The 21,760-nt window shown below is 70.3% G+C and carries 23 protein-coding genes and 1 pseudogene; 9 read left to right on the forward strand and 15 right to left on the reverse strand.

The window, feature by feature from the left end; all coding sequences use genetic code 11:
* Positions 1-85: 85 nt before the first annotated feature.
* The gene (locus ACWD2L_RS13890) at positions 86-937 is read left to right on the forward strand and encodes a deoxyribonuclease IV (RefSeq protein ID WP_351338812.1); all 852 of its coding nucleotides are present in this window, start codon (positions 86-88) and stop codon (positions 935-937) included.
* Positions 938-1,014: 77 nt separating this feature from the next.
* The gene (locus ACWD2L_RS13895; RefSeq protein WP_351338814.1) at positions 1,015-1,521 is read left to right on the forward strand and encodes a DUF4396 domain-containing protein; all 507 of its coding nucleotides are present in this window, start codon (positions 1,015-1,017) and stop codon (positions 1,519-1,521) included.
* A gap of 24 nt (positions 1,522-1,545) precedes the next feature.
* On the opposite strand, the gene ACWD2L_RS13900 is transcribed toward ACWD2L_RS13895, so the two are convergent.
* Entirely contained in the window at positions 1,546-2,178 is a 633-nt protein-coding gene (locus ACWD2L_RS13900) for a sulfite oxidase-like oxidoreductase (RefSeq protein ID WP_266720524.1), read from the reverse strand.
* 176 nt (positions 2,179-2,354) lie between these two features.
* On the opposite strand from ACWD2L_RS13900, the gene bfr reads away from it, so the two are divergent.
* On the forward strand, positions 2,355-2,834 hold the full coding sequence (gene bfr / locus ACWD2L_RS13905) for a bacterioferritin (protein WP_351338795.1): 480 nt from the start codon (positions 2,355-2,357) through the stop codon (positions 2,832-2,834).
* 11 nt (positions 2,835-2,845) lie between these two features.
* Here bfr and ACWD2L_RS13910 read toward each other — a convergent pair whose 3' ends face one another.
* Positions 2,846-3,094, reverse strand: coding sequence for a (2Fe-2S)-binding protein (locus ACWD2L_RS13910; protein ID WP_351338798.1), 249 nt, complete (start codon positions 3,092-3,094; stop codon positions 2,846-2,848).
* 158 nt (positions 3,095-3,252) lie between these two features.
* Positions 3,253-4,605, reverse strand: coding sequence for a class II 3-deoxy-7-phosphoheptulonate synthase (locus ACWD2L_RS13915; protein ID WP_351338801.1), 1,353 nt, complete (start codon positions 4,603-4,605; stop codon positions 3,253-3,255).
* Between the two features lie 109 nt (positions 4,606-4,714).
* Between ACWD2L_RS13915 and ACWD2L_RS13920 the strand changes: the two genes are divergently transcribed.
* Both ACWD2L_RS13920 and ACWD2L_RS13925 read left to right on the forward strand, forming a co-directional pair.
* Positions 4,715-4,774 carry a trp operon leader peptide gene (locus tag ACWD2L_RS13920; RefSeq protein ID WP_351338815.1) on the forward strand — a complete coding sequence of 20 codons (60 nt, stop codon included), beginning with the start codon at positions 4,715-4,717 and terminating at the stop codon, positions 4,772-4,774.
* A gap of 122 nt (positions 4,775-4,896) precedes the next feature.
* Positions 4,897-6,774 (forward strand): anthranilate synthase family protein, encoded by a 1,878-nt coding sequence (locus ACWD2L_RS13925; protein ID WP_351338803.1) that lies wholly within the window; start codon positions 4,897-4,899, stop codon positions 6,772-6,774.
* Here ACWD2L_RS13925 and ACWD2L_RS13930 read toward each other — a convergent pair.
* From ACWD2L_RS13930 to ACWD2L_RS13950, 5 genes are all read right to left on the reverse strand, one after another.
* Positions 6,726-7,724 (reverse strand): 2-hydroxyacid dehydrogenase, encoded by a 999-nt coding sequence (locus ACWD2L_RS13930; RefSeq protein WP_351338806.1) that lies wholly within the window; start codon positions 7,722-7,724, stop codon positions 6,726-6,728. The two genes, ACWD2L_RS13925 and ACWD2L_RS13930, sit on opposite strands and share 49 nt — an antisense overlap.
* A 181-nt stretch (positions 7,725-7,905) precedes the next feature.
* Positions 7,906-8,934 (reverse strand): 6-phosphofructokinase, encoded by a 1,029-nt coding sequence (locus ACWD2L_RS13935; protein WP_351344407.1) that lies wholly within the window; start codon positions 8,932-8,934, stop codon positions 7,906-7,908.
* A 52-nt stretch (positions 8,935-8,986) separates the two neighbouring features.
* Positions 8,987-9,667, reverse strand: a complete 681-nt coding sequence (locus tag ACWD2L_RS13940) for a response regulator transcription factor (protein WP_351344410.1) — start codon at positions 9,665-9,667, stop codon at positions 8,987-8,989.
* Between the two features lie 47 nt (positions 9,668-9,714).
* The gene (gene macS / locus ACWD2L_RS13945; protein ID WP_351344413.1) at positions 9,715-10,923 is read right to left on the reverse strand and encodes a MacS family sensor histidine kinase; all 1,209 of its coding nucleotides are present in this window, start codon (positions 10,921-10,923) and stop codon (positions 9,715-9,717) included.
* Between the two features lie 68 nt (positions 10,924-10,991).
* Positions 10,992-11,744: a lysophospholipid acyltransferase family protein gene (locus ACWD2L_RS13950; protein WP_351344416.1), complete on the reverse strand. Its 753-nt coding sequence runs from the start codon at positions 11,742-11,744 to the stop codon at positions 10,992-10,994.
* 306 nt (positions 11,745-12,050) lie between these two features.
* On the opposite strand from ACWD2L_RS13950, the gene ACWD2L_RS13955 reads away from it, so the two are divergent.
* Both ACWD2L_RS13955 and ACWD2L_RS13960 read left to right on the forward strand, forming a co-directional pair.
* The gene (locus ACWD2L_RS13955) at positions 12,051-12,848 is read left to right on the forward strand and encodes an alpha/beta hydrolase (RefSeq protein ID WP_351344444.1); all 798 of its coding nucleotides are present in this window, start codon (positions 12,051-12,053) and stop codon (positions 12,846-12,848) included.
* On the forward strand, positions 12,841-13,530 hold the full coding sequence (locus tag ACWD2L_RS13960) for a hypothetical protein (protein ID WP_351344419.1): 690 nt from the start codon (positions 12,841-12,843) through the stop codon (positions 13,528-13,530). Before ACWD2L_RS13955 ends, ACWD2L_RS13960 begins: the two co-directional genes overlap by 8 nt.
* 2 nt (positions 13,531-13,532) lie before the next feature.
* On the opposite strand, the gene ACWD2L_RS13965 is transcribed toward ACWD2L_RS13960, so the two are convergent.
* The 6 genes from ACWD2L_RS13965 to ACWD2L_RS13990 form a co-directional block, all read right to left on the reverse strand.
* Positions 13,533-14,297, reverse strand: coding sequence for an endonuclease/exonuclease/phosphatase family protein (locus tag ACWD2L_RS13965; RefSeq protein WP_351344422.1), 765 nt, complete (start codon positions 14,295-14,297; stop codon positions 13,533-13,535).
* A 67-nt stretch (positions 14,298-14,364) separates the two neighbouring features.
* Positions 14,365-15,318 carry an ROK family glucokinase gene (locus ACWD2L_RS13970; RefSeq protein ID WP_327663733.1) on the reverse strand — a complete coding sequence of 318 codons (954 nt, stop codon included), beginning with the start codon at positions 15,316-15,318 and terminating at the stop codon, positions 14,365-14,367.
* Positions 15,319-15,384: 66 nt separating this feature from the next.
* Positions 15,385-15,894, reverse strand: coding sequence for a DUF5304 domain-containing protein (locus tag ACWD2L_RS13975; RefSeq protein WP_351344426.1), 510 nt, complete (start codon positions 15,892-15,894; stop codon positions 15,385-15,387).
* A 68-nt stretch (positions 15,895-15,962) separates the two neighbouring features.
* Positions 15,963-17,063, reverse strand: a complete 1,101-nt coding sequence (locus tag ACWD2L_RS13980) for an ArsA family ATPase (RefSeq protein WP_351344429.1) — start codon at positions 17,061-17,063, stop codon at positions 15,963-15,965.
* Positions 17,064-17,244: 181 nt separating this feature from the next.
* Complete coding sequence (locus ACWD2L_RS13985) at positions 17,245-17,682, reverse strand: SRPBCC family protein (RefSeq protein WP_351344432.1); 438 nt, start codon at positions 17,680-17,682, stop codon at positions 17,245-17,247.
* A 92-nt stretch (positions 17,683-17,774) separates the two neighbouring features.
* Positions 17,775-18,536 (reverse strand): metallophosphoesterase family protein, encoded by a 762-nt coding sequence (locus tag ACWD2L_RS13990; RefSeq protein ID WP_351344435.1) that lies wholly within the window; start codon positions 18,534-18,536, stop codon positions 17,775-17,777.
* A gap of 321 nt (positions 18,537-18,857) precedes the next feature.
* Here ACWD2L_RS13990 and ACWD2L_RS13995 point away from each other — a divergent pair, with 321 nt between their 5' ends.
* On the forward strand, positions 18,858-20,654 hold the full coding sequence (locus tag ACWD2L_RS13995) for an AMP-dependent synthetase/ligase (RefSeq protein WP_351344438.1): 1,797 nt from the start codon (positions 18,858-18,860) through the stop codon (positions 20,652-20,654).
* Between the two features lie 143 nt (positions 20,655-20,797).
* On the opposite strand, the gene ACWD2L_RS14000 is transcribed toward ACWD2L_RS13995, so the two are convergent.
* Positions 20,798-21,553, reverse strand: a complete 756-nt coding sequence (locus tag ACWD2L_RS14000; protein WP_351344441.1) for an SDR family NAD(P)-dependent oxidoreductase — start codon at positions 21,551-21,553, stop codon at positions 20,798-20,800.
* A gap of 123 nt (positions 21,554-21,676) precedes the next feature.
* Here ACWD2L_RS14000 and ACWD2L_RS14005 point away from each other — a divergent pair.
* Positions 21,677-21,760: pseudogene (locus ACWD2L_RS14005) on the forward strand (Rrf2 family transcriptional regulator); the annotation flags it as partial.

The following is a 21,760-nucleotide window of genomic DNA, read 5'->3' on the forward strand; positions in this document are numbered from 1 at the left end:
CGAGGCGTCGGGCACGGTGGGCCGTCTGCTCAATCGCCGCAGGGGATTGGTTGCCCATGGCACCCTTGGCCGAGTGAACAGCAGCATCCGTAATCCCATTGGCGGTCACGTTCCCGTGGCCGGTGGCCTCGCGAAGACAGGGCTCTCCTACGCTCGTGACCTCAAGGCCGAAACCGTCCAGGTCTTCGTGGCCAACCCCCGCGGCTGGGCCACCCCGCCCGGAAACCCTCAGCAGGACGAGGACTTCCGCACCCAGTGCGCCGCCGAGAACATCCCGGCGTACGTCCACGCGCCCTACCTGATCAACTTCGGCTCGCACACCGAGGCGACCGTCGACAGGTCCGTGGACTCCCTGCGGCACTCGCTGCGCCGAGCCCGCGCGATCGGCGCCCTCGGCGTCGTCGTGCACACCGGCTCCGCGACCGGTGGCCGGGAGCGCGAGGTCGCCCTCGCGCAGGTTCGCGAGCGGATGCTGCCGCTGCTCGACGAGCTGACCCACGACGACGACCCGTTCCTGCTCCTGGAGTCGACCGCGGGCCAGGGCGCCTCGCTGTGCTCGCGCACCTGGGACTTCGGCCCGTACTTCGACGTCCTCGACCGCCACCCCAAGCTGGGCGTCTGCCTCGACACCTGCCACATCTTCGCGGCGGGCCACGACCTCACGGGCCCGGCCGGCATGAAGCAGACCCTCGACCTCCTCGTGGACACGGTCGGCGAGGGCCGCCTCAAGCTGATCCACGCCAACGACTCCAAGGACGTCGTGGGCGCCCACAAGGACCGGCACGAGAACATCGGCTCCGGTCACATCGGCGAGGAGCCGTTCCGCGAGCTGCTCACCCACCCCGCGACCGAGAACGTTCCCCTGGTCATCGAGACGCCCGGCGGCAAGGAGGGCCACGCGGCCGACGTCGCGCGCCTCAAGGAACTTCGGAGCTGAGAACCCTCGGACGGAATACCCCATGGGGGTATACGGTTCCCTCAGTGGCAGCACCCACCACGATCACTGGGGGAACCATGCGGCACGAGACGCACACCGGACACGAACACGAACACGAACACCATGGCGCACCCGGCACCAGCGGCAGGGTCAACTGGTCCATGGCCGCGCAGGCCACCCTGCACTGCCTCACCGGCTGCGCCATCGGCGAGGTCCTCGGCATGGTGATCGGCACCGCGCTCGGCTGGGGCAACGTACCGACGATGATCCTGGCGATCGCGCTCGCCTTCGTCTTCGGCTACTCGCTCACCTTGCGCGGCGTCCTGCGCGCGGGCGTCGACTTCAAGACGGCGTTCCGGGTCGCGCTCGCCGCGGACACCCTCTCCATCGCGGTCATGGAACTGATCGACAACGGCGTCATCGCGCTGTGGCCGAACGCGATGGACGCCCACCTCGACGACGCCCTCTTCTGGGGCGCGCTCGCGGTGTCACTGGCGATCGCCTTCGTCGTCACGACCCCGGTCAACCGCTGGATGATCGGCCGCGGCAAGGGCCACGCGGTGGTCCACAAGTACCACCACTGAGGAGTACAGAAGGCTCCGGAACCCCTAGAACTCGGGCCCTTCGCCGGGCCCCTCCTGGTACGAGTACCGCTGCTCGCGCCACGGGTCGCCCACGTTGTGGTACCCGCGCTCCTCCCAGAAACCGCGCCGGTCCGCCGTCATGTACTCGACGCCGCGCACCCACTTCGGGCCCTTCCAGGCGTACAGATGGGGCACCACGAGACGCAGCGGGAAACCGTGCTCCGCGGTGAGCAGTTCGCCGTCCTTGTGCGTGGCGAAGATGGCCCGCTCGGAGGCGAAGTCGGACAGCCGCAGATTGGACGAGAATCCGTACTCGGCCCACACCATCACATGGGTGACATCGGGCCCGGGAGGGGCGAGTTCCAGGATCGTGGAGGCGCGGACGCCGCCCCATTCGGCGGCGAGCATGCTGAACTTCGTGACGCAGTGCAGGTCACCGACCACGGTCCCGTACGGCAGCGCCGCGAACTCCTCGTGGTTCCAGCAGTGCTTGTCGCCGTCGGCGGTCGCCCCGAAGACCCTGAACTCCCAGCGCTCGGGGCGGAACTTGGGCACCGGGCCGTAGTGCGTGACGGGCCAGCCGCGCTGCAGACGCTGCCCCGGTGGAAGCTCCGGCTGCACTGCTCCCCCAGACTCGCGACCCACCGGATGACCCATGCCCTCCATCCTGACAGACCTTGAGCAGTGGACGTGACCACGCCCACCCCGCCCGGACCTGCCACGAACGTCGATTCGGGCAACTCCTACTAAGCATGCACTTACTGGACGCACTCCTGTGCCGGTGCAAGGATGCGCGAAACCTGCCCAGTAACCGCTTGGAAGGAGCCTCTGCGATGCAGGGCGACCCCGAGGTCATCGAGTTTCTCAACGAACAGCTGACGGCCGAGCTCACGGCCATCAATCAGTACTTTCTGCACGCGAAGATGCAGGACAACTTCGGCTGGACGAAGCTCGCGAAGTACACACGCTCCGAGTCGTTCGACGAGATGAAGCACGCGGAGCTGCTGACCGACCGGATCCTGTTCCTGGACGGCCTGCCGAACTATCAGCGGCTCTTCCACGTCCGGGTCGGCCAGACGGTCACCGAGATGTTCCATGCGGACCGGCAGATCGAGGTCGAGGCGATCGACCGCCTCAAGCGGGGCATCGAGGTGATGCGCGGCAAGGGCGACATCACGTCCGCGAACCTTTTTGAGTCGATCCTCGAGGACGAGGAGCACCACATCGACTACCTGGACACGCAGCTTGAACTGGTGGAGAAGCTGGGTGAGGCGCTCTACATCGCGCAGCTCATCGAGCAGCCGGAGAGCTAGTAGCCCGAGAGCTAGGCCGCCTTCGGCAACTCCGTCGACGGTTCGAGCGCCGCGGCCGTCTCGCCCTGTTCCACGAGGTCCCGGCGGGGGCACGCGCTGCGGCCGAGCAGTGCCTGGATCCGGCGGACGCAGGAGCCGCAGTCGGTGCCGGCCTTGCAGGCCGACGCTATCTGGCGGGGAGTGCAGGCACCGTCCTCCGCGTGCTTCTTGACCTGCGCCTCGGTGACACCGAAGCAGTTGCAGACGAACACGCGGTTCACCTCCCGGTCGGACTGTCGTCGGGACTCATAGCAAACGCCGTCCCGATTGGTCGGTGAGGCTAACCTAACCTTACCCGGCCGACCAGAAGCACAAAAGTGCCGTGGGGCGCGGATCCTTGTGATCCGCGCCCCACGGCGTTACCTACAGTGAACCGGGCTCACTGGTCGCGGTACATCTCCGCCACCAGGAACGCCAGGTCGAGCGACTGGCTGCGGTTCAGGCGCGGGTCGCAGGCCGTCTCGTAGCGCTGGTGCAGATCGTCGACGAAGATCTCGTCGCCGCCGCCCACGCACTCGGTGACATCGTCACCGGTGAGCTCGACGTGGATGCCGCCCGGGTGCGTGCCGAGCGCCTTGTGGACCTCGAAGAAGCCCTTGACCTCGTCGAGCACGTCGTCGAAGCGCCGGGTCTTGTGACCGGAGGCCGCCTCGTACGTGTTGCCGTGCATCGGGTCGGTGATCCAGGCGACCTGCGCACCGGACGCCGTGACCTTCTCCACCAGCTCGGGCAGCTTGTCGCGGACCTTGTCGGCGCCCATGCGGACGATGAAGGTCAGCCGGCCGGGCTCGCGGTCGGGGTCGAGGCGCTCGATGTACTGCAGCGCGTCCTCGGCCGTCGTCGTCGGGCCGAGCTTGATCCCGATCGGGTTGCGGATCTTCGAGGCGAACTCGACGTGCGCGTGGTCGAGCTGACGCGTGCGCTCGCCGATCCAGACCATGTGGGCCGAGACGTCGTACAGGTTGCCCGTACGCGAGTCCACGCGGGTCAGCGCCGACTCGTAGTCGAGGAGCAGCGCCTCGTGGGAGGCGTAGAACTCGACGGCCTTGAACTCGGCCGGGTCGGTGCCGCAGGCCTTCATGAAGTTCAGCGCGTTGTCGATCTCGCGGGCCAGCTGCTCGTAGCGCTGCCCGGAGGCGGACGCCTTCACGAAGTCCTGGTTCCAGGCGTGCACCTGGCGCAGGTCGGCGTAGCCACCGGTGGTGAAGGCACGCACCAGGTTGAGCGTGGAGGCAGAGGCGTTGTACATCTGCTTCAGGCGCTCGGGGTCCGGGACGCGCGCGGCCTCGGTGAACTCGAAGCCGTTGACGGAGTCGCCGCGGTAGGTCGGCAGGGTCACGCCGTCGCGGGTCTCGGTGTTCTTGGAGCGCGGCTTGGAGTACTGGCCCGCGATGCGGCCGATCTTCACGACCGGCACGGAGGCCGCGTACGTGAGGACGGCGCTCATCTGGAGCAGCGTCTTCAGCTTCGCGCGGATATGGTCCGCGGAAACGGCGTCGAAGGCCTCGGCGCAGTCGCCGCCCTGGAGCAGGAACGCCTCTCCCTTGGCGACGGCGGCCATACGGTCGCGCAGCTGGTCGCACTCGCCGGCGAAGACGAGCGGCGGATACGACTCGAGGTCCGCGATCACATCGCGCAGAGCCTCGGCATCGGGGTACTCGGGCTGCTGCGCCGCGGGCAGGTCTCGCCAGGTGTTGCCAGCGCTGGCGCTGGTCTTAGCGTTCACGGTCACCTCGTAAACACTACGGGGTCGGGTCGCCGGTCCATTCCCCCGCTCATCTTTTGAGACGGACGCGACACGTCTGAGCCGTACCGCCCGGGCATCGGGTACGGTGACGCTCATGTTCGCGCAGCAACTGCACCGCACCTGGTGGTGGACCGCACATCCGGCGGCCCACTGACTGCGCGTACCTGAAACCGCGAAGGCCGCCCGAGGGGCGGCCTTCAGTGTTTTCAGAGGCTGTTCCTCCCTGACGACTCCCCAAGTCGACGACTCACGAAGTCACTGGAAGGAACACTCCTCATGCTGGACGCACTGCTCGCCGACGACCGCCCCTTCGCCCTGCTGCGCCGCCGCACCCCCGGCCGCGAGCACGACACGGTCGAGGTGCTTGTCGGCCAGGTCGGCGCGTACGAACGCCTGGCCGACATCCCCGAAGGGCTCGCGCTCGTCCCCTTCCGGCAGATCCGCGAACGCGGCTTCGACGTCCGCGACGACGGCACCCCGCTCACGGTCCTCACCCCCGAGGAGTCGTACGAGATCCCGCTCGCCGAGGCCCTGGAACAGCTTCCGCGCCACGACGTCCGGGTCCGTGACGGCGGCTTCGACGTCGACGACGACCGTTACGCGGACATCGTCGGCCGGGTGCTGCGCGAGGAGATCGGCCGGGGCGAGGGCGCCAACTTCGTGATCCGCCGTACGTACGAGGGTGAGATCGCGGGATTCTCGCGGGCCGACGCCCTGGCGTTGTTCCGGCGGCTGCTCGACGGGGAGCGGGGCGCGTACTGGACGTTCGTCGTGCACACCGGGGAGCGCACGCTGGTGGGCGCGAGCCCCGAGGTGCATGTGCGGATGTCCGGCGGCACCGTCGTCATGAACCCGATCAGCGGCACGTACCGCTACCCGGCCGAGGGCCCGACGCCCGAGCACCTGCTGGACTTCCTCGCCGACGGCAAGGAGATCGAGGAGCTGTCGATGGTCGTCGACGAGGAGCTCAAGATGATGTGCACCGTCGGCGACATGGGCGGTGTCGTCGTCGGTCCGCGGCTCAAGGAGATGGCGCACCTCGCGCACACCGAGTACGAGCTGCGCGGCAAGTCGACGCTCGACGTGCGGGACGTCCTCAAGGAGACGATGTTCGCGGCGACCGTCACCGGCTCGCCCGTGCAGAACGCGTGCCGGGTCATCGAGCGGTATGAGGTCGGCGGCCGCGGCTACTACGCGGGCGCGCTCGCGCTCGTCGGCCGCGACGCGGGCGGGGCGCAGACGCTCGACTCCCCCATCCTGATCCGCACCGCCGACATCGACGCCTCCGGGCGGCTCCGCGTCCCGGTCGGCGCGACGCTCGTGCGCGGCTCCGACCCGGCGAGCGAGGTCGCGGAGACGCACGCCAAGGCCGCCGGTGTGCTCGCCGCGCTCGGCGTGCGTCCGGCGCGCCCGCGCGGGGAGGGCGCGCGGGCGCCGCTCGCCGACGACCCGCGGGTGCGGGCCGCGCTCGACGGGCGGCGGGCGTCCCTGGCGCCGTTCTGGCTGCGGATGCAGAAGCGCGAGAGCGACCTCTCCGGTCACGCGCTCGTCGTCGACGGCGAGGACACGTTCACCGCGATGCTCGCGCACGTGCTGCGCTCGACGGGGCTCGACGTGACGGTGCGGCGCTACGACGAGGAGGGGCTGCGGGAGGCGGTGCTCGCGCACGAGGGCCCGGTCGTCCTCGGCCCGGGCCCCGGTGACCCCTCGGACGTCACCGACCCGAAGATGCGCTTCCTGCGCGCTCTGACCGCCGACGTGATCCGCGGCCACGAGCACGGCGTGCTCGGCGTCTGCCTGGGCCACGAGCTGATCGCGGCGGAGCTGGGCCTGGAGATCGTCCGCAAGGAGGTGCCGTACCAGGGCGCGCAGACCGACGTCGAGGTGTTCGGGCGGACCGAGAAGGTCGGGTTCTACAACAGCTTCGTGGCGTCCTGCGACGACGGCGCGGCGACCGAACTGGCGGCGCACGGCGTGGAGATCAGCAGGGACCGGGTGACGGGCGAGGTGCACGCGCTGCGGGGGCCTTCGTTCGCCGCGGTCCAGTTCCACCCGGAGTCGGTGCTGTCGCTGCGCGGCGCCGGGATCGTGGGCGAACTGATGGCTCAGCTGGCAGCCGGCACCAGCACGTTCTCGGAGCGGCGGCCCGCCTGATAGTCCAGGACGTTCTGCACCGTGGTCTCGATGATCTGTCCGACCGCGTCCACGGTGTAGTACGCCTGGTGGGACGTGACGAGGACGTTCGGGAACGTGACCAGGCGGGCCAGGGTGTCGTCCTCGACGACGTCGAGGGACTTGTCGAGGAAGAACAGGCCCGCCTCCGCCTCGTACACGTCGAGGCCGACGCCGGCGAAGCGGCCCTCGCGCAGCTCGGTGACGAGCGCCTTGGTGTCGATGAGGCCGCCGCGGCTGGAGTTGATCAGGATCGCGTCGTCCTTCATGGCGCGCAGCGCGGCGGCGTCGACGATGTGCTCGGTGGCGGGCAGCAGCGGCACGTGCAGGCTGATGACGTCCGCCTCCGCGAACAGCTGGTCCTTGTCGACGTACTTCATGCCGAGGGCCGTGCAGTTCGGGTTCTCGGCGACGTCCCAGCCCAGCAGGTTCATGCCGAAGCCGTGCGCGATCCGGGTGAAAGCCTCACCGATCTTGCCGGTGCCGAGCACGCCGACGGTGCGGCCCCGCAGATCGCGGCCCATCAGCCCGTCGAGGCGGAAGTCGAAGTCGCGGGTGCGGGTGCTGGCGCGGACGATGCGGCGGTTGACGGCCATCGCGAGGGTCCAGGCGAACTCGGCGACCGAGTACGGCGAGTAGTACGAGACGCGGGCCACGGTCAGGCCGAGCCGCTCGGCGACCTGGAGGTCGATGTTGTTGAACCCGGTGGAGCGCTGGGCGATCAGTTGCGTGCCGCCGGCCGCGAGGGTCTGGAGCACGTGGTGGTTGAGGGTGGCGTTGACGCTGGTGGAGACGGCCTCGTAGCCGGCCGCGATGGGAGCGGTGTCCTCGTTGAGGAAGACGTCGAGGCAGCGGACGTCGTGGTGTCCTTCGAAGGCCTTCTCGATGAGCGGCCTTTCGTCCGATTGAACCCCGAATGCGAGAATCTCCATGGGGGCGAGTCTAGGTGGACCGAGCCCGTGCGGCGATCAATCCCCCACCCCACCCCTTCCCGAAAGTCCTGCCGGACGGGCCTGCTCAATCGCCGCAGGGGCTTGATAAATCAAGCCCCTGCGGCAAAATCAAGCCCCGCCGGCGATTGAGGCGCGGGGTCCGGGGCGGAGCCACGAGGCGTCAGCCGAAGAAGACGCCCACCTCTTCGTACAAGGCCGGGTCCACCGTTTTCAGGCGGGACGTGGCGTCGGCGATCGGGACGCGCACGATGTCCGTCCCCCGCAGCGCCACCATCTTCCCGAAGTCCCCGTCCCGCACCGCGTCGATCGCGTGCAGCCCGAACCGGGTGGCCAGCCACCGGTCGAAGGCGGACGGCGTACCGCCCCGCTGCACATGCCCGAGGACCGTGGTCCGCGCCTCCTTGCCCGTACGCTTCTCGATCTCCTTCGCGAGCCACTCCCCCACGCCGGAGAGGCGCACGTGCCCGAAGGAGTCCAGCGACTCGTCCTTCAGCACCACGTCGCCGTCGCGCGGCATCGCCCCCTCGGCGACCACCACGATCGGGGCGTACGAGGACCGGAAGCGGGAGGTGACCCAGGCGCAGACCTGCTCGACGTCGAAGCGCTGCTCGGGGATGAGGATGACGTTGGCCCCGCCCGCCAGGCCCGAGTGCAGCGCGATCCAACCCGCGTGCCGGCCCATGACCTCGACGACGAGGACCCGCATATGGGACTCGGCGGTGGTGTGCAGCCGGTCGATGGCCTCGGTGGCGATGCCGACGGCCGTGTTGAATCCGAAGGTGTAGTCCGTGGCGTAGAGGTCGTTGTCGATCGTCTTCGGTACGCCGACTGTCTTGATGCCGTACTCGTCCGAGAGCCGGGCCGCGACGCCGAGGGTGTCCTCGCCGCCGATCACAATGAGGGCCTCGACCTCCTGCTTGGCGAGGTTCTCCTTGACGCGGCGGATCCCGTTCTCCGCCTGGAGCGGGTTGGTCCGCGAGGAACCGAGGACGGTGCCGCCGCGGGGCAGGATGCCGCGCACCGCGGGGATGTCGAGAGGGACGGTGTCGTTCTCCAGGGGCCCGCGCCAGCCGTCGCGGAACCCTACGAAGTCGTAGTCGTACTCCTGAACGCCCTTGCGCACGATGCCCCGGATGACAGCGTTCAGTCCGGGGCAGTCACCGCCTCCGGTCAAAACTCCGACCCTCATGGCGTAACTCCCTTGTCACGGCGAGTGGTTGGGGCCACTCTCCCGCGCGGGGTCAGTCGTCGTCCAGACCCCGCTCGATCGCGTACCGGACGAGCTCCACGCGGTTGTGCAGCTGGAGTTTGCCGAGGGTGTTCTGCACGTGGTTCTGGACCGTGCGGTGCGAGATGACCAGACGCTCGGCGATCTGCTTGTAGCTCAGGCCCTTCGCGACGAGGCGCAGCACCTCGGTCTCCCGGTCGGTGAGCTGCGGCGCGGCGCCCGGCTCGTCGGCGCCACCGGCCGGGGACGGGTCGGAGGCGAGCCTCCGGTACTCGCCGAGGACGAGGCCGGCGAGGCCCGGCGTGAACACGGGGTCGCCGACGGCGGTGCGCCCCACCGCGTCGATCAGCTCGTCCGTGGAGGCGGACTTGAGCAGATAGCCGGTGGCGCCGGACTTCACCGCTTCCAGTACGTCGGCGTGCTCACCGCTCGCGGACAGCACGAGGACGCGCAGGCGGGGGTCGGCGCCGACGAGTTCCTTGCACACCTGGACGCCCGGCTTGGCCGGCAGGTTCAGGTCGAGGACGAGGACGTCGGGGCCCACGGCCTGCGCGCGGCGCACCGCCTGCTCGCCGTCACCGGCCGTGGCGACGACCTCGAAGCCGGCCGCGCCCAGGTCGCGGGCGACGGCGTCGCGCCACATCGGGTGGTCGTCGACCACCATGACCCTGATGGATCCGTTCGATTCACTCATCGTTCCTGTCCTGCCTTCCCCCGTGGCCCTCGCGGGCGCTTCCTGGACTACTTCTTCGGTACGCGCAGTTCGACCTCGGTGCCCTGACCGGGAACCGAGATCAGCTCGGCGGTGCCGCCGATGTCGCGCAGCCGGCCCCGGATCGACTGGGCGACGCCGAGCCGGCCCTCGCCCTCGGCCTGCGCGAGGCGGCCCTCCGGGATGCCGGGGCCGTCGTCCCGCACCGTCACGATCACGGCGTCCGGCTCGTCCTCGACGAGGATCCACGCGCGTGCGCCCGCGCCCGCGTGCCGACGCACATTGTCCAGGGCGGCACTGACAGCGGCGGCCAGTTCGCGGGCCGCGGCGGGCCGCATCGGCACCGGGCCGCCCGGCTCCGAGAAAGTGACGCGTCCACCGGCGTGCCCGGCGAGCAGGGGGCGCAGATCGCGGGGGCCAGCGCCGTCCTCGTCGGTCGGCTCCTCCAAGTCCCCCTGTTCCACCGCGCCGCTCTCCGCGTCCTCGAACGCACGGGAGACCGGCACAAGTCCCCCGGCGACCAGGGTGCGCAGCGCGACCTCCTGCTCGCCCGCCATCCGGCCGAGCTCCGCCGCCTCGCCGCCGAGAGCGGTGCCGCGGCGCTGCACCATCGCGAGGACCTGCAGCACGCTGTCGTGGATGTCGCGGGCGAGGCGCTCCCGCTCGCGCGTCGCCGCCTCGATCTCCAGGGCGCGGGCGAGGGTGCGCTCGGAGGCGCGGGCCACCTCCACGACGTAGCCGATCGCTATGGAGGCGATGCAGACCAGCAGGACGCTGTGGACGAGGCCGCGGGTGATGTCCCCGCGCTGCACCACGTTGGCGACGCCGACGAGCAGGGAGGCTCCGGCCGCCCACCGCCAGCCGCCCTTGAGCGCCCAGGCGAGGACCGCGCCCGCCGTCCAGATCGACGGCAGCGTGGAGCCTCCAGTGACGGCCCGCTCGTGCCCGGCGACCGGCGAGAGCAGGATGCCGGCGACGGCGATCGTCAGGTCGGCGGTGAGGAACCGCTTGGTGCAGCGCCGGGCGCCCGACACCTGCGGCAGCGTCGCCAGCGTCCACACCGTGAGAACCACGAAGTAGCCGATGCCGACCCACGGGCGCTCGTACACCTCGTACGAGGAGGCGAAGAGACCGATCGCGTAGACGAGGGTCAGCAGGCGGTACCCGGTGAGGGCGCGCCACAGCGGCTGCTCGACCGACATCCGCACGACGCGCTCGCGCCCGGCCGTGTTCCCCATGTCCCCTGTCCCCACCCTTGGCACTTCTGGGTACTTCTACTTCTGGGCACCTCTTGGGAACGACGCGACTAGGAGCCGCCCCGTTCCTTCTCCAACGCCTTCTTCGCCGCTTCCTTCTCCGCCTTGGCCGCCTTCTCCGCGTCCGCGAGCTGCCGCTTGGCGGCCGTCGCGTAGATGTCGACGTACTCCTGGCCGGAAAGCTTCATGATCTCGTACATGACCTCGTCGGTGACAGCCCTCAGGATGAAGCGGTCGCTCTCCATGCCGTGATAGCGGCTGAAGTCGAGCGGCTTGCCGATGCGGATGCCCGGTCGCATCATCTTCGGCATCACCTTGCCCGGGGGCTGGATCTTCTCCGTGTCGATCATGGCGACGGGGATGACGGGCGCGCCGGTGGACAGCGCCACGCGCGCGAGGCCGCCCGGCTTGCCGCGGTAGAGGCGGCCGTCGGGGGACCGCGTGCCCTCCGGGTAGATACCGAACAGCTCGCCGCGCTCCAGGACCTCGACGCCGCTCTTGATGGCGGCCTCGCCCGCGCCCCGCGAGCCGGAGCGGTCCACGGGCAGCTGGCCGACGCCCTTGAAGAAGGCGGCCGTCATCTTGCCCTTGATGCCGGGGGTGGTGAAGTACTCGGCCTTCGCGATGAAGGTGACCTTGCGGTCGAGGACGGCGGGGAGGAAGAACGAGTCGGAGAACGAGAGGTGATTGCTGGCGAGAATCGCGGGGCCCTCGGCGGGAATGTTCTCGAGGCCCTCCACCCACGGCCTGAAACCGAGCTTCAGCGGCCCCCCGATGGCCACCTTCATTGCGCCGTAGATCAACCCACTGCCTTCCCTCGTGCCCGGACCTCGTACCGGGACCAGTCCGAGGATCCGACCTTAACCCGCGGGGCCGCTCCAGGGCCCGACGACCCTGGCCGACCTGCTTGCCCGGCCGGGGGTCCGGGGGTTGTCCCCCGGGAAGACACAGCACCCGCGGGGCCGCCCCGGGGCCCGACGACCCTGGTCGGTGTCAGTCCGGTCGCGTACCGTGAGGTCCAGGTCGCTGTTGGCCTTCAGCGTCGCTCTTCAGCTCGTTCCCCTCGCACGTCCGTCCACCGTTTCTCTGCCATGAACAGGAGACCGAAGGTGCCGGTCCTTCCTGGAGCCGAGCCGTACCGCCATGACGGCGGCGGGGTCGGGGTCCTCCTCTGTCACGGATTCACCGGATCGCCCCAGTCGCTGCGGCCCTGGGCCGAATACCTCGCCGAGCGCGGCCTGACGGTCTCGCTCCCGCTGCTGCCGGGCCACGGCACCCGCTGGGAGGACCTGGCCGTCACCGCGTGGCAGGACTGGTACGCGGAGGTGGACCTCGCCCTGCGCGAGCTCACGGAGCGCTGCTCCAAGGTCTTCGTGTGCGGCCTGTCGATGGGCGGCGCGCTCGCCCTGCGCCTCGCGGCCAAGCACGGGGACGCGATCACGGGCCTCGTCCTGGTGAACCCTGGCAACAGGGTGCACGACCTGGCCGCGCACACGCTCCCGGTCGCCCGGCACCTCGTGCGTTCGATGAAGGGCATCGTCAGCGACATCGCCAAGGAGGGCGCGGAAGAGGTCGGCTACGGCCGGATGCCGCTGCACGCGGTGTACCAACTGCGCCGCTTCTTCCAGCTCGTCGACCGTGAACTGCCGCAGGTGACACAGCCCTTGGTGGTACTGCACAGCGTGCACGACCATGTGGTGCCGCCCGCCGACTCGGCGCGTGTGCTCGGCCGCGTCTCGTCCACGGACGTCACGGAGATTCTGCTGGAACAGAGCTACCACGTGGCGACGTTGGACCATGACGCGGACCGGATCTTCGAGGAGAGCTACGCGTTCTTCGACCGGCTCGCTCCCGAAGTCGGCAAGACCCCCAGCGAGGGCGTGGAAGGGACGAGCACCGGTGACTGAGCAGGAGCGGGGCGGGTCCGAGCGGCCGGACAGTTCGGACCCGCACGACCAGGAGGAGACCGGTGAGCAGTCGCGCGATCCCCTCCTGCCGGGCGACGAGGACGCCGTGTGGGCGGCGATCGTCGCCGGTTACGGGGAGGAGCCGCCGGACCCGCCGGGCGCCAAGCCGTTCAAGTCGGTGGAGGACCTGGCCCTGCTGGAACCGGAGACCAACGATCGTCCCGAGCGGCCGTCGGACACCCAGCGGGACACCCTGAAGAAGGACGCCAAGGACCAGGGCCAGGACCGGGACCGGGGCAACGACCAGGACCGGGGTGAGCAGGGCCCCCTCGGCTCCTCGGTCGCCTTCGCGCCGGGCATCGCCTCCACTCCCGGCCCCCGCGACCACGCGGCGCCCGAGCCCTCGGACGACGACTTCGACGGCACCGACGAGGGCCACTTCGTCCCGCCCGAGCCGCCCCCGCTGCCGGAGGGGGACGTCACGGCCAGGTTCGCCTGGCTCGCGGTCGTCGGCGGCCCGATCCTGCTGCTCCTGTCGGTGCTGCTGGGCTGGGACATGACGTGGTGGCTGGCGACGCTGTGCATCGGCGGCTTCCTCGGCGGCTTCGGCACGCTCGTCGCCCGGATGTCACCGGGCGACGACGAGGACGGCGACGACCCGGGCCGCGGCGCCGTGGTCTGAGGTCAAGCAGCGGGTACGCGGAGGGCGGCGAGCACCGGCAGATGGTCGGTGGCCGCCCTCAGCTCGTCCCGGTCCAGGAAGTCCGGCACCCCGCACCCCAGCACCTCGATGCCCTTGGTGGCGAGGACCGCGTCGATACGTTGACGGGGTTCGGCCGGCGTCGAGGTGTACTCGCCGCCCCAGGGCCGGGTCGCCCAGGCGTCGTTGAGGGTGCCCGCGAGGCGCCGGAACGTCCGCCCGCCGGGCCGCTCGTTGAGGTCCCCGCCCACGACGGCGTGCTCCACCCCCATGGCGCCGATCCGGTCGAGCAGCATCCCGCCCTGCGCGTACCGCTCGTCCTTCTGCAGGCTCAGATGGCAGCTGACGACGCCCACCCGGACACCCCCGAACCGCACGACGGCGGTCGCGAGGCCGCGCCGGTGCAGGCCGGGGGTGAGCGGCAGCAGCACGTCCTCGGTGCGCTCGACGGTGGCGCGCAGCGAGCAGAGCAGCGCGGGCCCGGCGGCACTGCCGCCCCCGGAGAGGACCACCAGGTCGGCGGCGCGGGCGAGCCGGGCGAGATGCTTGCGCCAGCGGAAGAACCGGGGCGCCTCCTGGATCAGCACGAGGTCCGGGGCGCAGGCCTTCATCACGCGGGCGAGGGCGACGGGGCTGTCGCGCATCGAGCGGATGTTGTAGCTGAGGACGCGAATGACGGCCGAACCATCCGCTTCTGTACGGGACTTGGGGAGTTCGGTGCGTGCTTCGGGGAGCGAGCCGGAGTCCATGAAGATCAAGATACGCCGGTGCCCGCCGCTCCCACGGGGAACGACGGGCACCAGGTGCGTATGTACGTCACATGACGGGGTCGGGCTCCCGCGCCAGGTCGGCGGCGCCGACCATGCCCGCCTTGTTGCCCAGCTCGGCGGCGATCACGTCGGCCACGGGCCGCCAGTTGCCGCCGACCAGCCATCGCTTGTACGACTTGCGGATGGGGTCGAGGACCAGCTCGCCCTCGTCCGAGAGGCCGCCGCCGACGATGAACGCCGACGGGTCGAACAGCGAGGCCAGGTCGGCCAGGCCCGCGCCGGCCCAGCGGGCCAGCTCGCGGTACGAGTCGACGGCCACCGGGTCGCCCTCGCGGGCGGCCGACGAGATGTGCTTGCCCTCGATGCCCTCGGGGCTGCCGTCGCCGAGCGAGAGCAGGTACGAGGCGTTCTCCGGCGTCGCGTTGGCCCGCTGCTTCGCGTAGCGGACGAGCGCGCGGCCCGACGCGTACTGCTCCCAGCAGCCCTGCGAACCGCAGCCGCACAGCAGGCCGTCCGGCACCATGCGGATGTGGCCGAACTCGGCGGCCACACCGAAGTGGCCGCGGCGCAGCTTGTTGCCGATGATGACGCCGCCGCCGAGGCCGGTGCCGAGCGTGATGCAGATGACGTTGCGGTGGCCCTTGCCCGCGCCGAACTTGTACTCGCCCCAGGCGGCCGCGTTCGCGTCGTTCTCAACGACCACGGGCAGCTTGACGCGCGCCTCGACCTTCTCCTTCAGCGGTTCCTGGCGCCAGTCGATGTTCGGCGCGAAGTACACGGTGGAGCGCTGGCGGTTGACGTAACCGGCGGCACCGATCCCCACGCCCACGATCTCGTGGCCGGCCCTGGCGCCCTCAACGGCCGAGGCGATCGCGTCGACGATCCCGTCAGGCGTGGAAGGCGTCGGCACCTTGAACGTGGAGAGGATGTTGCCTTCCTCGTCGACCACACCGGCCGCGATCTTCGTGCCGCCGATATCGACGCCGATGGTCAGTCCCATGGATCCCTCAGTTCGGTCGAGCCCCGCTACGGCCCACCTTAACCGAGCAGGAGCTCGCCCCCGGGCTCAGTCCAGGTCGATGTGCTCTCCGCCCGGGCCGTCGTCCTTGGGGTCCTTGGAGCCGTCGGCGCCCGTGAAGTCCTCGGCGTCCTTGGCGTCCATGGCGTCCTTCGGCGGGACGGGGCCCTGGGTGCGCTGGGTCCAGCGGCTCTCCTGGCCCTCGACCGCGGAGCGGTAGGCGGCGAGCAGTTCGGTGCCCGCGGCGGCCAGGTGGTCGAACACGTCCGCGTTGCGGTCGATGACCGGCTCGATGACGGAGCGGGCCTGCCGAACGGCCTGCTTGGCGACCTGCTCCGCTGTGCCCTGCGCGACCGCGCCGAGGAACGGGGCCTGCACGGACGAGAGCTTGTCGGTGACGGCATCGACGAGCTTCTTCAGCTCCTCGGCCGCGGATCCGGGTGGCGGCCCGTGCTCGGCCCTGCGGCGGGCCCGCTCCTCCTCGAGATCCTCGGCACACGCCTTCTCCCAGGCGTCGTCGTCGACCTGGTGGACGGGCTGCTCGGTGGCGTCGCTCATGACGGCTGACTCCTGCGGAGAGCTGGACCGGTTACTCCTTCGACGTTACCCGAACGGGTGGGCCCCGTTCACCGGGTCTGCGGCCACAGATCCGGGTCCGGGGCGAAACGGACCCGGAGTTCGCCGTCGACGAGTCCCGCGCCCGCCACGGTGCAGCGGCGGGGTGCGGAGGGCAGCTGGACGATGCGCCGGAACGGGCCCGCGCCGACGACCAGTTCGTCGCCGCGCCGCACCAGGCTCAGCTCCTCGCGGACGGCTCCGGGCAGCGGTATCCGCCACACCAGGACGCCGTCCTCGCCGAGCCGGTCCTCCACAGGCCACGGGTCGCGGGGACCCGGCAGGGTCACGGGCACCGGTACGTCCAGGTCCTCGGGGCGCGGGTCGCGGCCCAGGTGGGGCAGCTCGTACGCGCCGGGCCACTCGGCGACGACCTTGCGCTGGCGGGCGGCGGCGTCGGCGAGCCACGGGTCGGTGGAGCCGTCGGGGAGCAGCCGGTTGGCGACGACCGTCTCGACGTCGAGCCCGTGCAGGGCGAGGCCGGTACGGGTGGTGCGCAGGGTCTCGGCTGCGGCCCGGGTGGGCTCCGCGACGAGCCGTACGCGGGTGCTGCCCGCGTCGATCACGGCCTGCGCGGCGGCGAGTTCGGCGTCCCAGCGGGCGGCGGACTCGTACAGCCACTGCGCGGGCATCGGCACCCCGGCGAGACGGCCGAGCACGGGGCGCAGGGCGCGCGCGGCCTGGCGCTCCGCGGGGAGCAGGCGGCGCAGATAGCGGCGGAGCTGCTCGGGGAGGGCGAGGGTGTCGATGGCCTGCGGGGCGGGTGGCAGGTCGACGACCAGCAGGTCGTCGTCGCCCTCCGCGGCGGTCCGCAAGGCGCGGAGCAGCGCCAGTTCCTTGCTGCCCGGCAGTGGCGTGAGCTCGTCGGCGTCCAGCTTCGCGGCGCCGAGGAGTTCGAGGCCGGAGGCGGCGCGGTTCTGGAGGGCGAGGAGGTCGCGGCGGAAGTCGTCGGCCGGGGTGAGGCGGGTGACCTCCACCCCGGGAAGCTCGGGTACCGGGTCCGCGGTGATCAATCGTGTGCGCAGGCCCTGGCGGGCGGCCCGGTGGGCGGTGGCGGCGGCGACCGTGGTGCGGCCGGCGCCGCCGGGGCCGGTGACGAGGAGGGTGCGCATGGTGTGTGAGGTTACCCGTGGTGGACGCCACGGGGCTCCGCCCCGGACCCCGCGCCTCAAGCGCCGGCGGGGCTCAAAAGATCGGGGCTCCGCCCCGGACCCCGCTGCTCAATCGCCGCAGGGGCTTGATACGCCTCAATCGCCGGCGGGGCTTGGTGGTGCCGCAAGGGGCTTGAAGGTGCTAGCTGCCCGTCTCGACCCGCTTCTTCAGGCCCGCCAGGGCGCGGTCGATGATGACCTTCTCGGCCTTGCGCTTGATCATGCCGAGCATGGGGATCTTCACGTCGACCGTGAGGGAGTACGTGACCTCGGTCCCGTCACCCGCCGGCTTCAGCACGTACGAGCCGTCGAGGGAGCGCAGCATCTGGGACTTCACGAGGGTCCACGAGACCTCGTTCTCGCCGGCCCAGGTGTACTGGAGCGTCTGGTCGTCCTTGATCGCCCCGGCGTCCATGACGAGCCGGACCTGCTCGGCCCGGCCGGAGCCGTCCTCGGCGATGACCTCCGCCTCCTTCACCTCACCCGTCCAGTCCGGGTAGCGGGCGAAGTCGGCGATCACCCCCATGACATCGGCGGGGGCCGCCTCGATCGTGATGCTCGAGCTGGTGTGTTCCGCCATCGCCGTGGCTCCTCCGGATACCGGTCATGGATGCGCCGTGCCTGCCTGCGTGTGTGTTGCGTGAAGGCTATCGCGCGCCCGCACTCCCGCTGTCACCACTCCAGCGCCCACGGCCTGCCCGAGCCCGCGAAATGGCCGACGTTCACGCATTCCGTGGCCCCGATCCGCATCCGCCGCGCGAGCGGCTGGTGGACGTGGCCGAAGAGCGAGTACCGCGGCCGGGTCCGGCGAATCGCCTCGAGCAGGGCGCGGCTGCCGCGCTCGAACCGCCGCGCCACGGTGTCGTAGACGAGGTCGGGGACCTCCGGCGGGATGTGCGTGCACAGCACGTCGACCTCGCCGACGGCCTCGATCTTCGCGGCGTACTCCTCGTCGTCGATCTCGTACGGCGTGCGCATGGGCGTGCGGAGCCCGCCGCCGACGAAGCCGAAGACCCAGCCGCCGATCTCCGCGCGCTCCCCGTCGAGCACGGTCGTGCCGGGCGCGGCGTACTCGCTCCAGAGTTTCGGCATATCGACATTGCCGTAGGTCGCATACGTCGGTGTGGGGAACGCCGCGAACATCTCCGCGTACTGCTTCCGCACGGCTTTTTCGATGGCCGGGACACGGTCTATGCCGGCCCACAGCTCCCTCCCGAAGTCACGCGCCTCCTCGAAACGGCGGGCCGTGCGCAGTTCGACGATGCGGTCCGCGTTCTCGACTCCGAACAATTCGGGGAAAATGCCGCGCGAGTGATTTGCGTAATCAAGGAACAACACCAGGTCACCAAGGCAGATGACGGCATCGGCGCCGTCTCCGGCTCGTGCGAGGTCGGTGGAGTTTCCGTGCACATCGCTGACTACGTGTACGCGCATGGCGATCACCCTAGGACGATGGGTCCCGGAATGGATAGAGGCCTCGGACCTGCGGTTACTTCCGAGTCCCTCGACTCCTGGACTAGGGTGCGAGAACAGTCGCGCCGGCGTGTGACGCAGCGTACATCTGGCCCGACCCCCCTATCGAAGAAGCAGTACCGGTGGGTAACGTCCGGGCAGTCCAGTCGTGTTCAGTTCAAGCAATGAGTGACGTCGAGTTCAGGCGGACAATTCATTGATGCACTGTGCACCTGCCCGATCTTGGACCGCACCGACGCATCACAGAAGAGTGGCGCCGGCGCCCTACGAGGAGCAGCAGTCTTGCGCGAGTTCAGCCTTCCCGCTTTGTACGAGGTCCCCGCGGACGGCAATCTGACCGACATCGTTCGCAGAAACGCCGCGCAGCACCCTGATGTCGCCGTGCTCGGCCGCAAGATCGACGGCACGTGGCAGGACGTCACGGCCGTCGAGTTCCTCGCCGAGGTGCGCGCGGCCGCCAAGGGTCTGATCGCGTCCGGCGTGCAGGCCGGCGACCGCATCGCGCTCATGTCGCGCACGCGCTACGAGTGGACGCTGCTCGACTTCGCGATCTGGAGCGCGGGCGCGATCACCGTGCCGGTCTACGAGACGAGCTCGCCCGAGCAGATCCAGTGGATCCTCGGCGACTCGGGCGCGGTCGGCATCCTCGTCGAGCTGGACGCGCACGCCGCGGCCGTCGCCTCCGTGCGCGACCGGCTGCCCGAGCTGCGGGACGTCTGGCAGATCGAGGGCGGCGGCCTGGGCGAGCTGTACCGCGCCGGCGCCGAGCTCTCCGACGGGATGGTCGACGACCGCAGCGCCATCGCGAAGGCCGACGACCCGGCGACCATCGTCTACACCTCGGGCACCACCGGGCGCCCCAAGGGCTGCGTCCTCACACACCGCAGCTTCTTCGCGGAGTGCGGCAACATCGTGGCGCGCCTCGGCCCCCTCTTCCGTACGGGCGAGTGCTCCGTCCTGCTCTTCCTCCCGGTGGCACACGTCTTCGGACGCCTCGTCGAGGTCGCCTCGCTGATGGCCCCGATCAAGCTGGGCCACGCCCCCGACATCAAGCAGCTCACCGATGAACTGGCCGCCTTCAGGCCTACGTTGATCCTCGGTGTGCCGCGCGTCTTCGAGAAGGTCTACAACTCGGCGCGCGCCAAGGCGCAGGCCGACGGCAAGGGCAAGATCTTCGACAAGGCCGCCGACACGGCGATCGAGTACAGCCGCGCGCTCGACACCCCGAACGGGCCTTCGCTGGCCCTGAAGCTCAAGTACAAGACGTTCGACAAGCTCGTCTACGGGAAGCTGCGCGCCGTCCTCGGCGGACGCGGCGAGTACGCGATCTCGGGCGGCGCGCCGCTCGGCGAGCGGCTCGGCCACTTCTTCCGCGGCATCGGCTTCACGGTCCTGGAGGGCTACGGGCTGACGGAGTCCTGCGCGGCCACGGCCTTCAACCCCTGGGACCGGCAGAAGATCGGCACGGTCGGTCAGCCGCTGCCGGGTTCGGTGGTCCGGATCGCGGACGACGGCGAGGTCCTCCTCCACGGCGAACACCTCTTCACCGGCTACTGGAACAACCAGGGCGCCACCGAGGAGGCGCTGGCCGACGGCTGGTTCCACTCCGGTGACATCGGCACCCTCGACGAGGACGGGTACCTGCGGATCACCGGACGCAAGAAGGAGATCATCGTGACGGCGGGCGGCAAGAACGTCGCCCCGGCCGTCATCGAGGACCGGATCCGGTCGCACGCGCTCGTCGCCGAGTGCATGGTCGTCGGCGACGGCCGCCCCTTCGTGGGCGCGCTCGTCACCATCGACGAGGAGTTCCTCGGCAAGTGGGCCGCGGACCACGACAAGCCGGCCGGGTCCACGGTGGCCTCGCTCCAGCACGACCCCGACCTGCTCGCCACGGTCCAGGCGGCCGTGGACGACGGCAACGCGGCGGTGTCCAAGGCGGAGTCGGTCCGCAAGTTCCGCATCCTCGGCGCGCAGTTCACCGAGGAGTCGGGCCACCTGACGCCTTCGCTGAAGCTGAAGCGGAACGTGGTGGCGAAGGATTACGCGGACGAGGTCGAGGCGATTTACCGCGGTTGACCGCGGTTGGCGGTACCGGGTGGCATCCGCCGGGGATTCCTTGCGGGGCGGGCCCCGCTGCCTCGCGCCTCTGGGCCCGCCCCGAACCCCGTGCGCGCCCCGAAGACGCGATGTCCTTCGGGGCGCGCGGACAGGTATCGGGTTCAGGCGTTGTAGCCGCCGTGGGCGTCCAGCACCGCGCCCGTGACGTACGACGCGGCGGGGCTCGCCAGGAAGGCGATCGCCGCGGCGATTTCGTCGGGGTGCCCCATGCGTTGCAGGGACAGCGAGCTGAGCAGGGCCTTGAGGGTGTCGGGGTCCGGCGGCTGCATGTCGCTGTCCATCAGCCCGGCTTCCACGACGTTGGCCGTGATGTCGCGGGGCCCGAGGTCCCGTGCGACCCCCATGGTGTACCTCTCGACACCTGACTTGGTCGCCGCGTAGTCGGCAACGCCCGGGACGCCGACCCGGGAGCCCAGTCCGGAACTCACCGTGACGATGCGGCCGCCCGTGCGCAGCACCCGGGAGGCGGCCCGGATCACGGCGATCACGCCGAGGTAGTTGGTGGCGTGCATCCGGTCCAGTGCGGCGGTGTCCGCGTCCGGGTCGTCCACCGTGCGGCCCTGTTCCACCGAGATCGCCGCGTTGTTGACGAGGATGTCCAGGCCGCCGAAGTGCGCGACCACATCGTCGATCAGCGCCGGCGCCCGGCTCGTGTCCGCCTGGTCGGACTTGAGGGCGACGGCCTTGGCTCCCTTTCCGTGCACCTCGTCGACGACGGCCTGCGCCTGCTTCTCGGAGCTGACGTAGGTGAAGGCGACGTCGGCGCCCTGCTCGGCCAGCAACCGTACGGTCGCGGCTCCCAGCCCCCGCGATCCCCCGGTGACCAGGGCAACCTTGCCCGTGAGTGGCTTGGTCATTCTTCTCACCTCGTTGATTGATCCTCTCCGGCTGTCGCAACGTTAATTGTTACGACAGCCTGTTGCAACCTTCACCGTTACGACTGCCGTAATATGAAGCGTTGCCGCCGACAGGAGGAGCCCATGAGCGCCAACAGCAGGCTGACCATCGCCGCCCACGCGCTGGCCTGGATCGGCCTCTACCAGCGCCAGGGCCACGAGGTCGCC

The organism is Streptomyces sp. NPDC002754 (genome assembly GCF_053592315.1).

Bases quoted from the DNA above. Each gene is read 5' to 3' on its own strand.
- ACWD2L_RS13895 (WP_351338814.1), top strand. From the start codon at position 1,015: ATGCGGCACGAGACGCACACCGGACACGAACACGAACACGAACACCAT.
- ACWD2L_RS13900 (WP_266720524.1), bottom strand. From the start codon at position 2,178: ATGGGTCATCCGGTGGGTCGCGAGTCTGGGGGAGCAGTGCAGCCGGAG.
- bfr (WP_351338795.1), top strand. From the start codon at position 2,355: ATGCAGGGCGACCCCGAGGTCATCGAGTTTCTCAACGAACAGCTGACG.
- ACWD2L_RS13925 (WP_351338803.1), top strand. From the start codon at position 4,897: ATGCTGGACGCACTGCTCGCCGACGACCGCCCCTTCGCCCTGCTGCGC.
- ACWD2L_RS13930 (WP_351338806.1), bottom strand. From the start codon at position 7,724: ATGGAGATTCTCGCATTCGGGGTTCAATCGGACGAAAGGCCGCTCATC.
- ACWD2L_RS13935 (WP_351344407.1), bottom strand. From the start codon at position 8,934: ATGAGGGTCGGAGTTTTGACCGGAGGCGGTGACTGCCCCGGACTGAAC.
- ACWD2L_RS13940 (WP_351344410.1), bottom strand. From the start codon at position 9,667: ATGAGTGAATCGAACGGATCCATCAGGGTCATGGTGGTCGACGACCAC.
- macS (WP_351344413.1), bottom strand. From the start codon at position 10,923: ATGGGGAACACGGCCGGGCGCGAGCGCGTCGTGCGGATGTCGGTCGAG.
- ACWD2L_RS13965 (WP_351344422.1), bottom strand. From the start codon at position 14,297: ATGGACTCCGGCTCGCTCCCCGAAGCACGCACCGAACTCCCCAAGTCC.
- ACWD2L_RS13970 (WP_327663733.1), bottom strand. From the start codon at position 15,318: ATGGGACTGACCATCGGCGTCGATATCGGCGGCACGAAGATCGCGGCC.
- ACWD2L_RS13975 (WP_351344426.1), bottom strand. From the start codon at position 15,894: ATGAGCGACGCCACCGAGCAGCCCGTCCACCAGGTCGACGACGACGCC.
- ACWD2L_RS13980 (WP_351344429.1), bottom strand. From the start codon at position 17,063: ATGCGCACCCTCCTCGTCACCGGCCCCGGCGGCGCCGGCCGCACCACG.
- ACWD2L_RS13985 (WP_351344432.1), bottom strand. From the start codon at position 17,682: ATGGCGGAACACACCAGCTCGAGCATCACGATCGAGGCGGCCCCCGCC.
- ACWD2L_RS13990 (WP_351344435.1), bottom strand. From the start codon at position 18,536: ATGCGCGTACACGTAGTCAGCGATGTGCACGGAAACTCCACCGACCTC.
- ACWD2L_RS14000 (WP_351344441.1), bottom strand. From the start codon at position 21,553: ATGACCAAGCCACTCACGGGCAAGGTTGCCCTGGTCACCGGGGGATCG.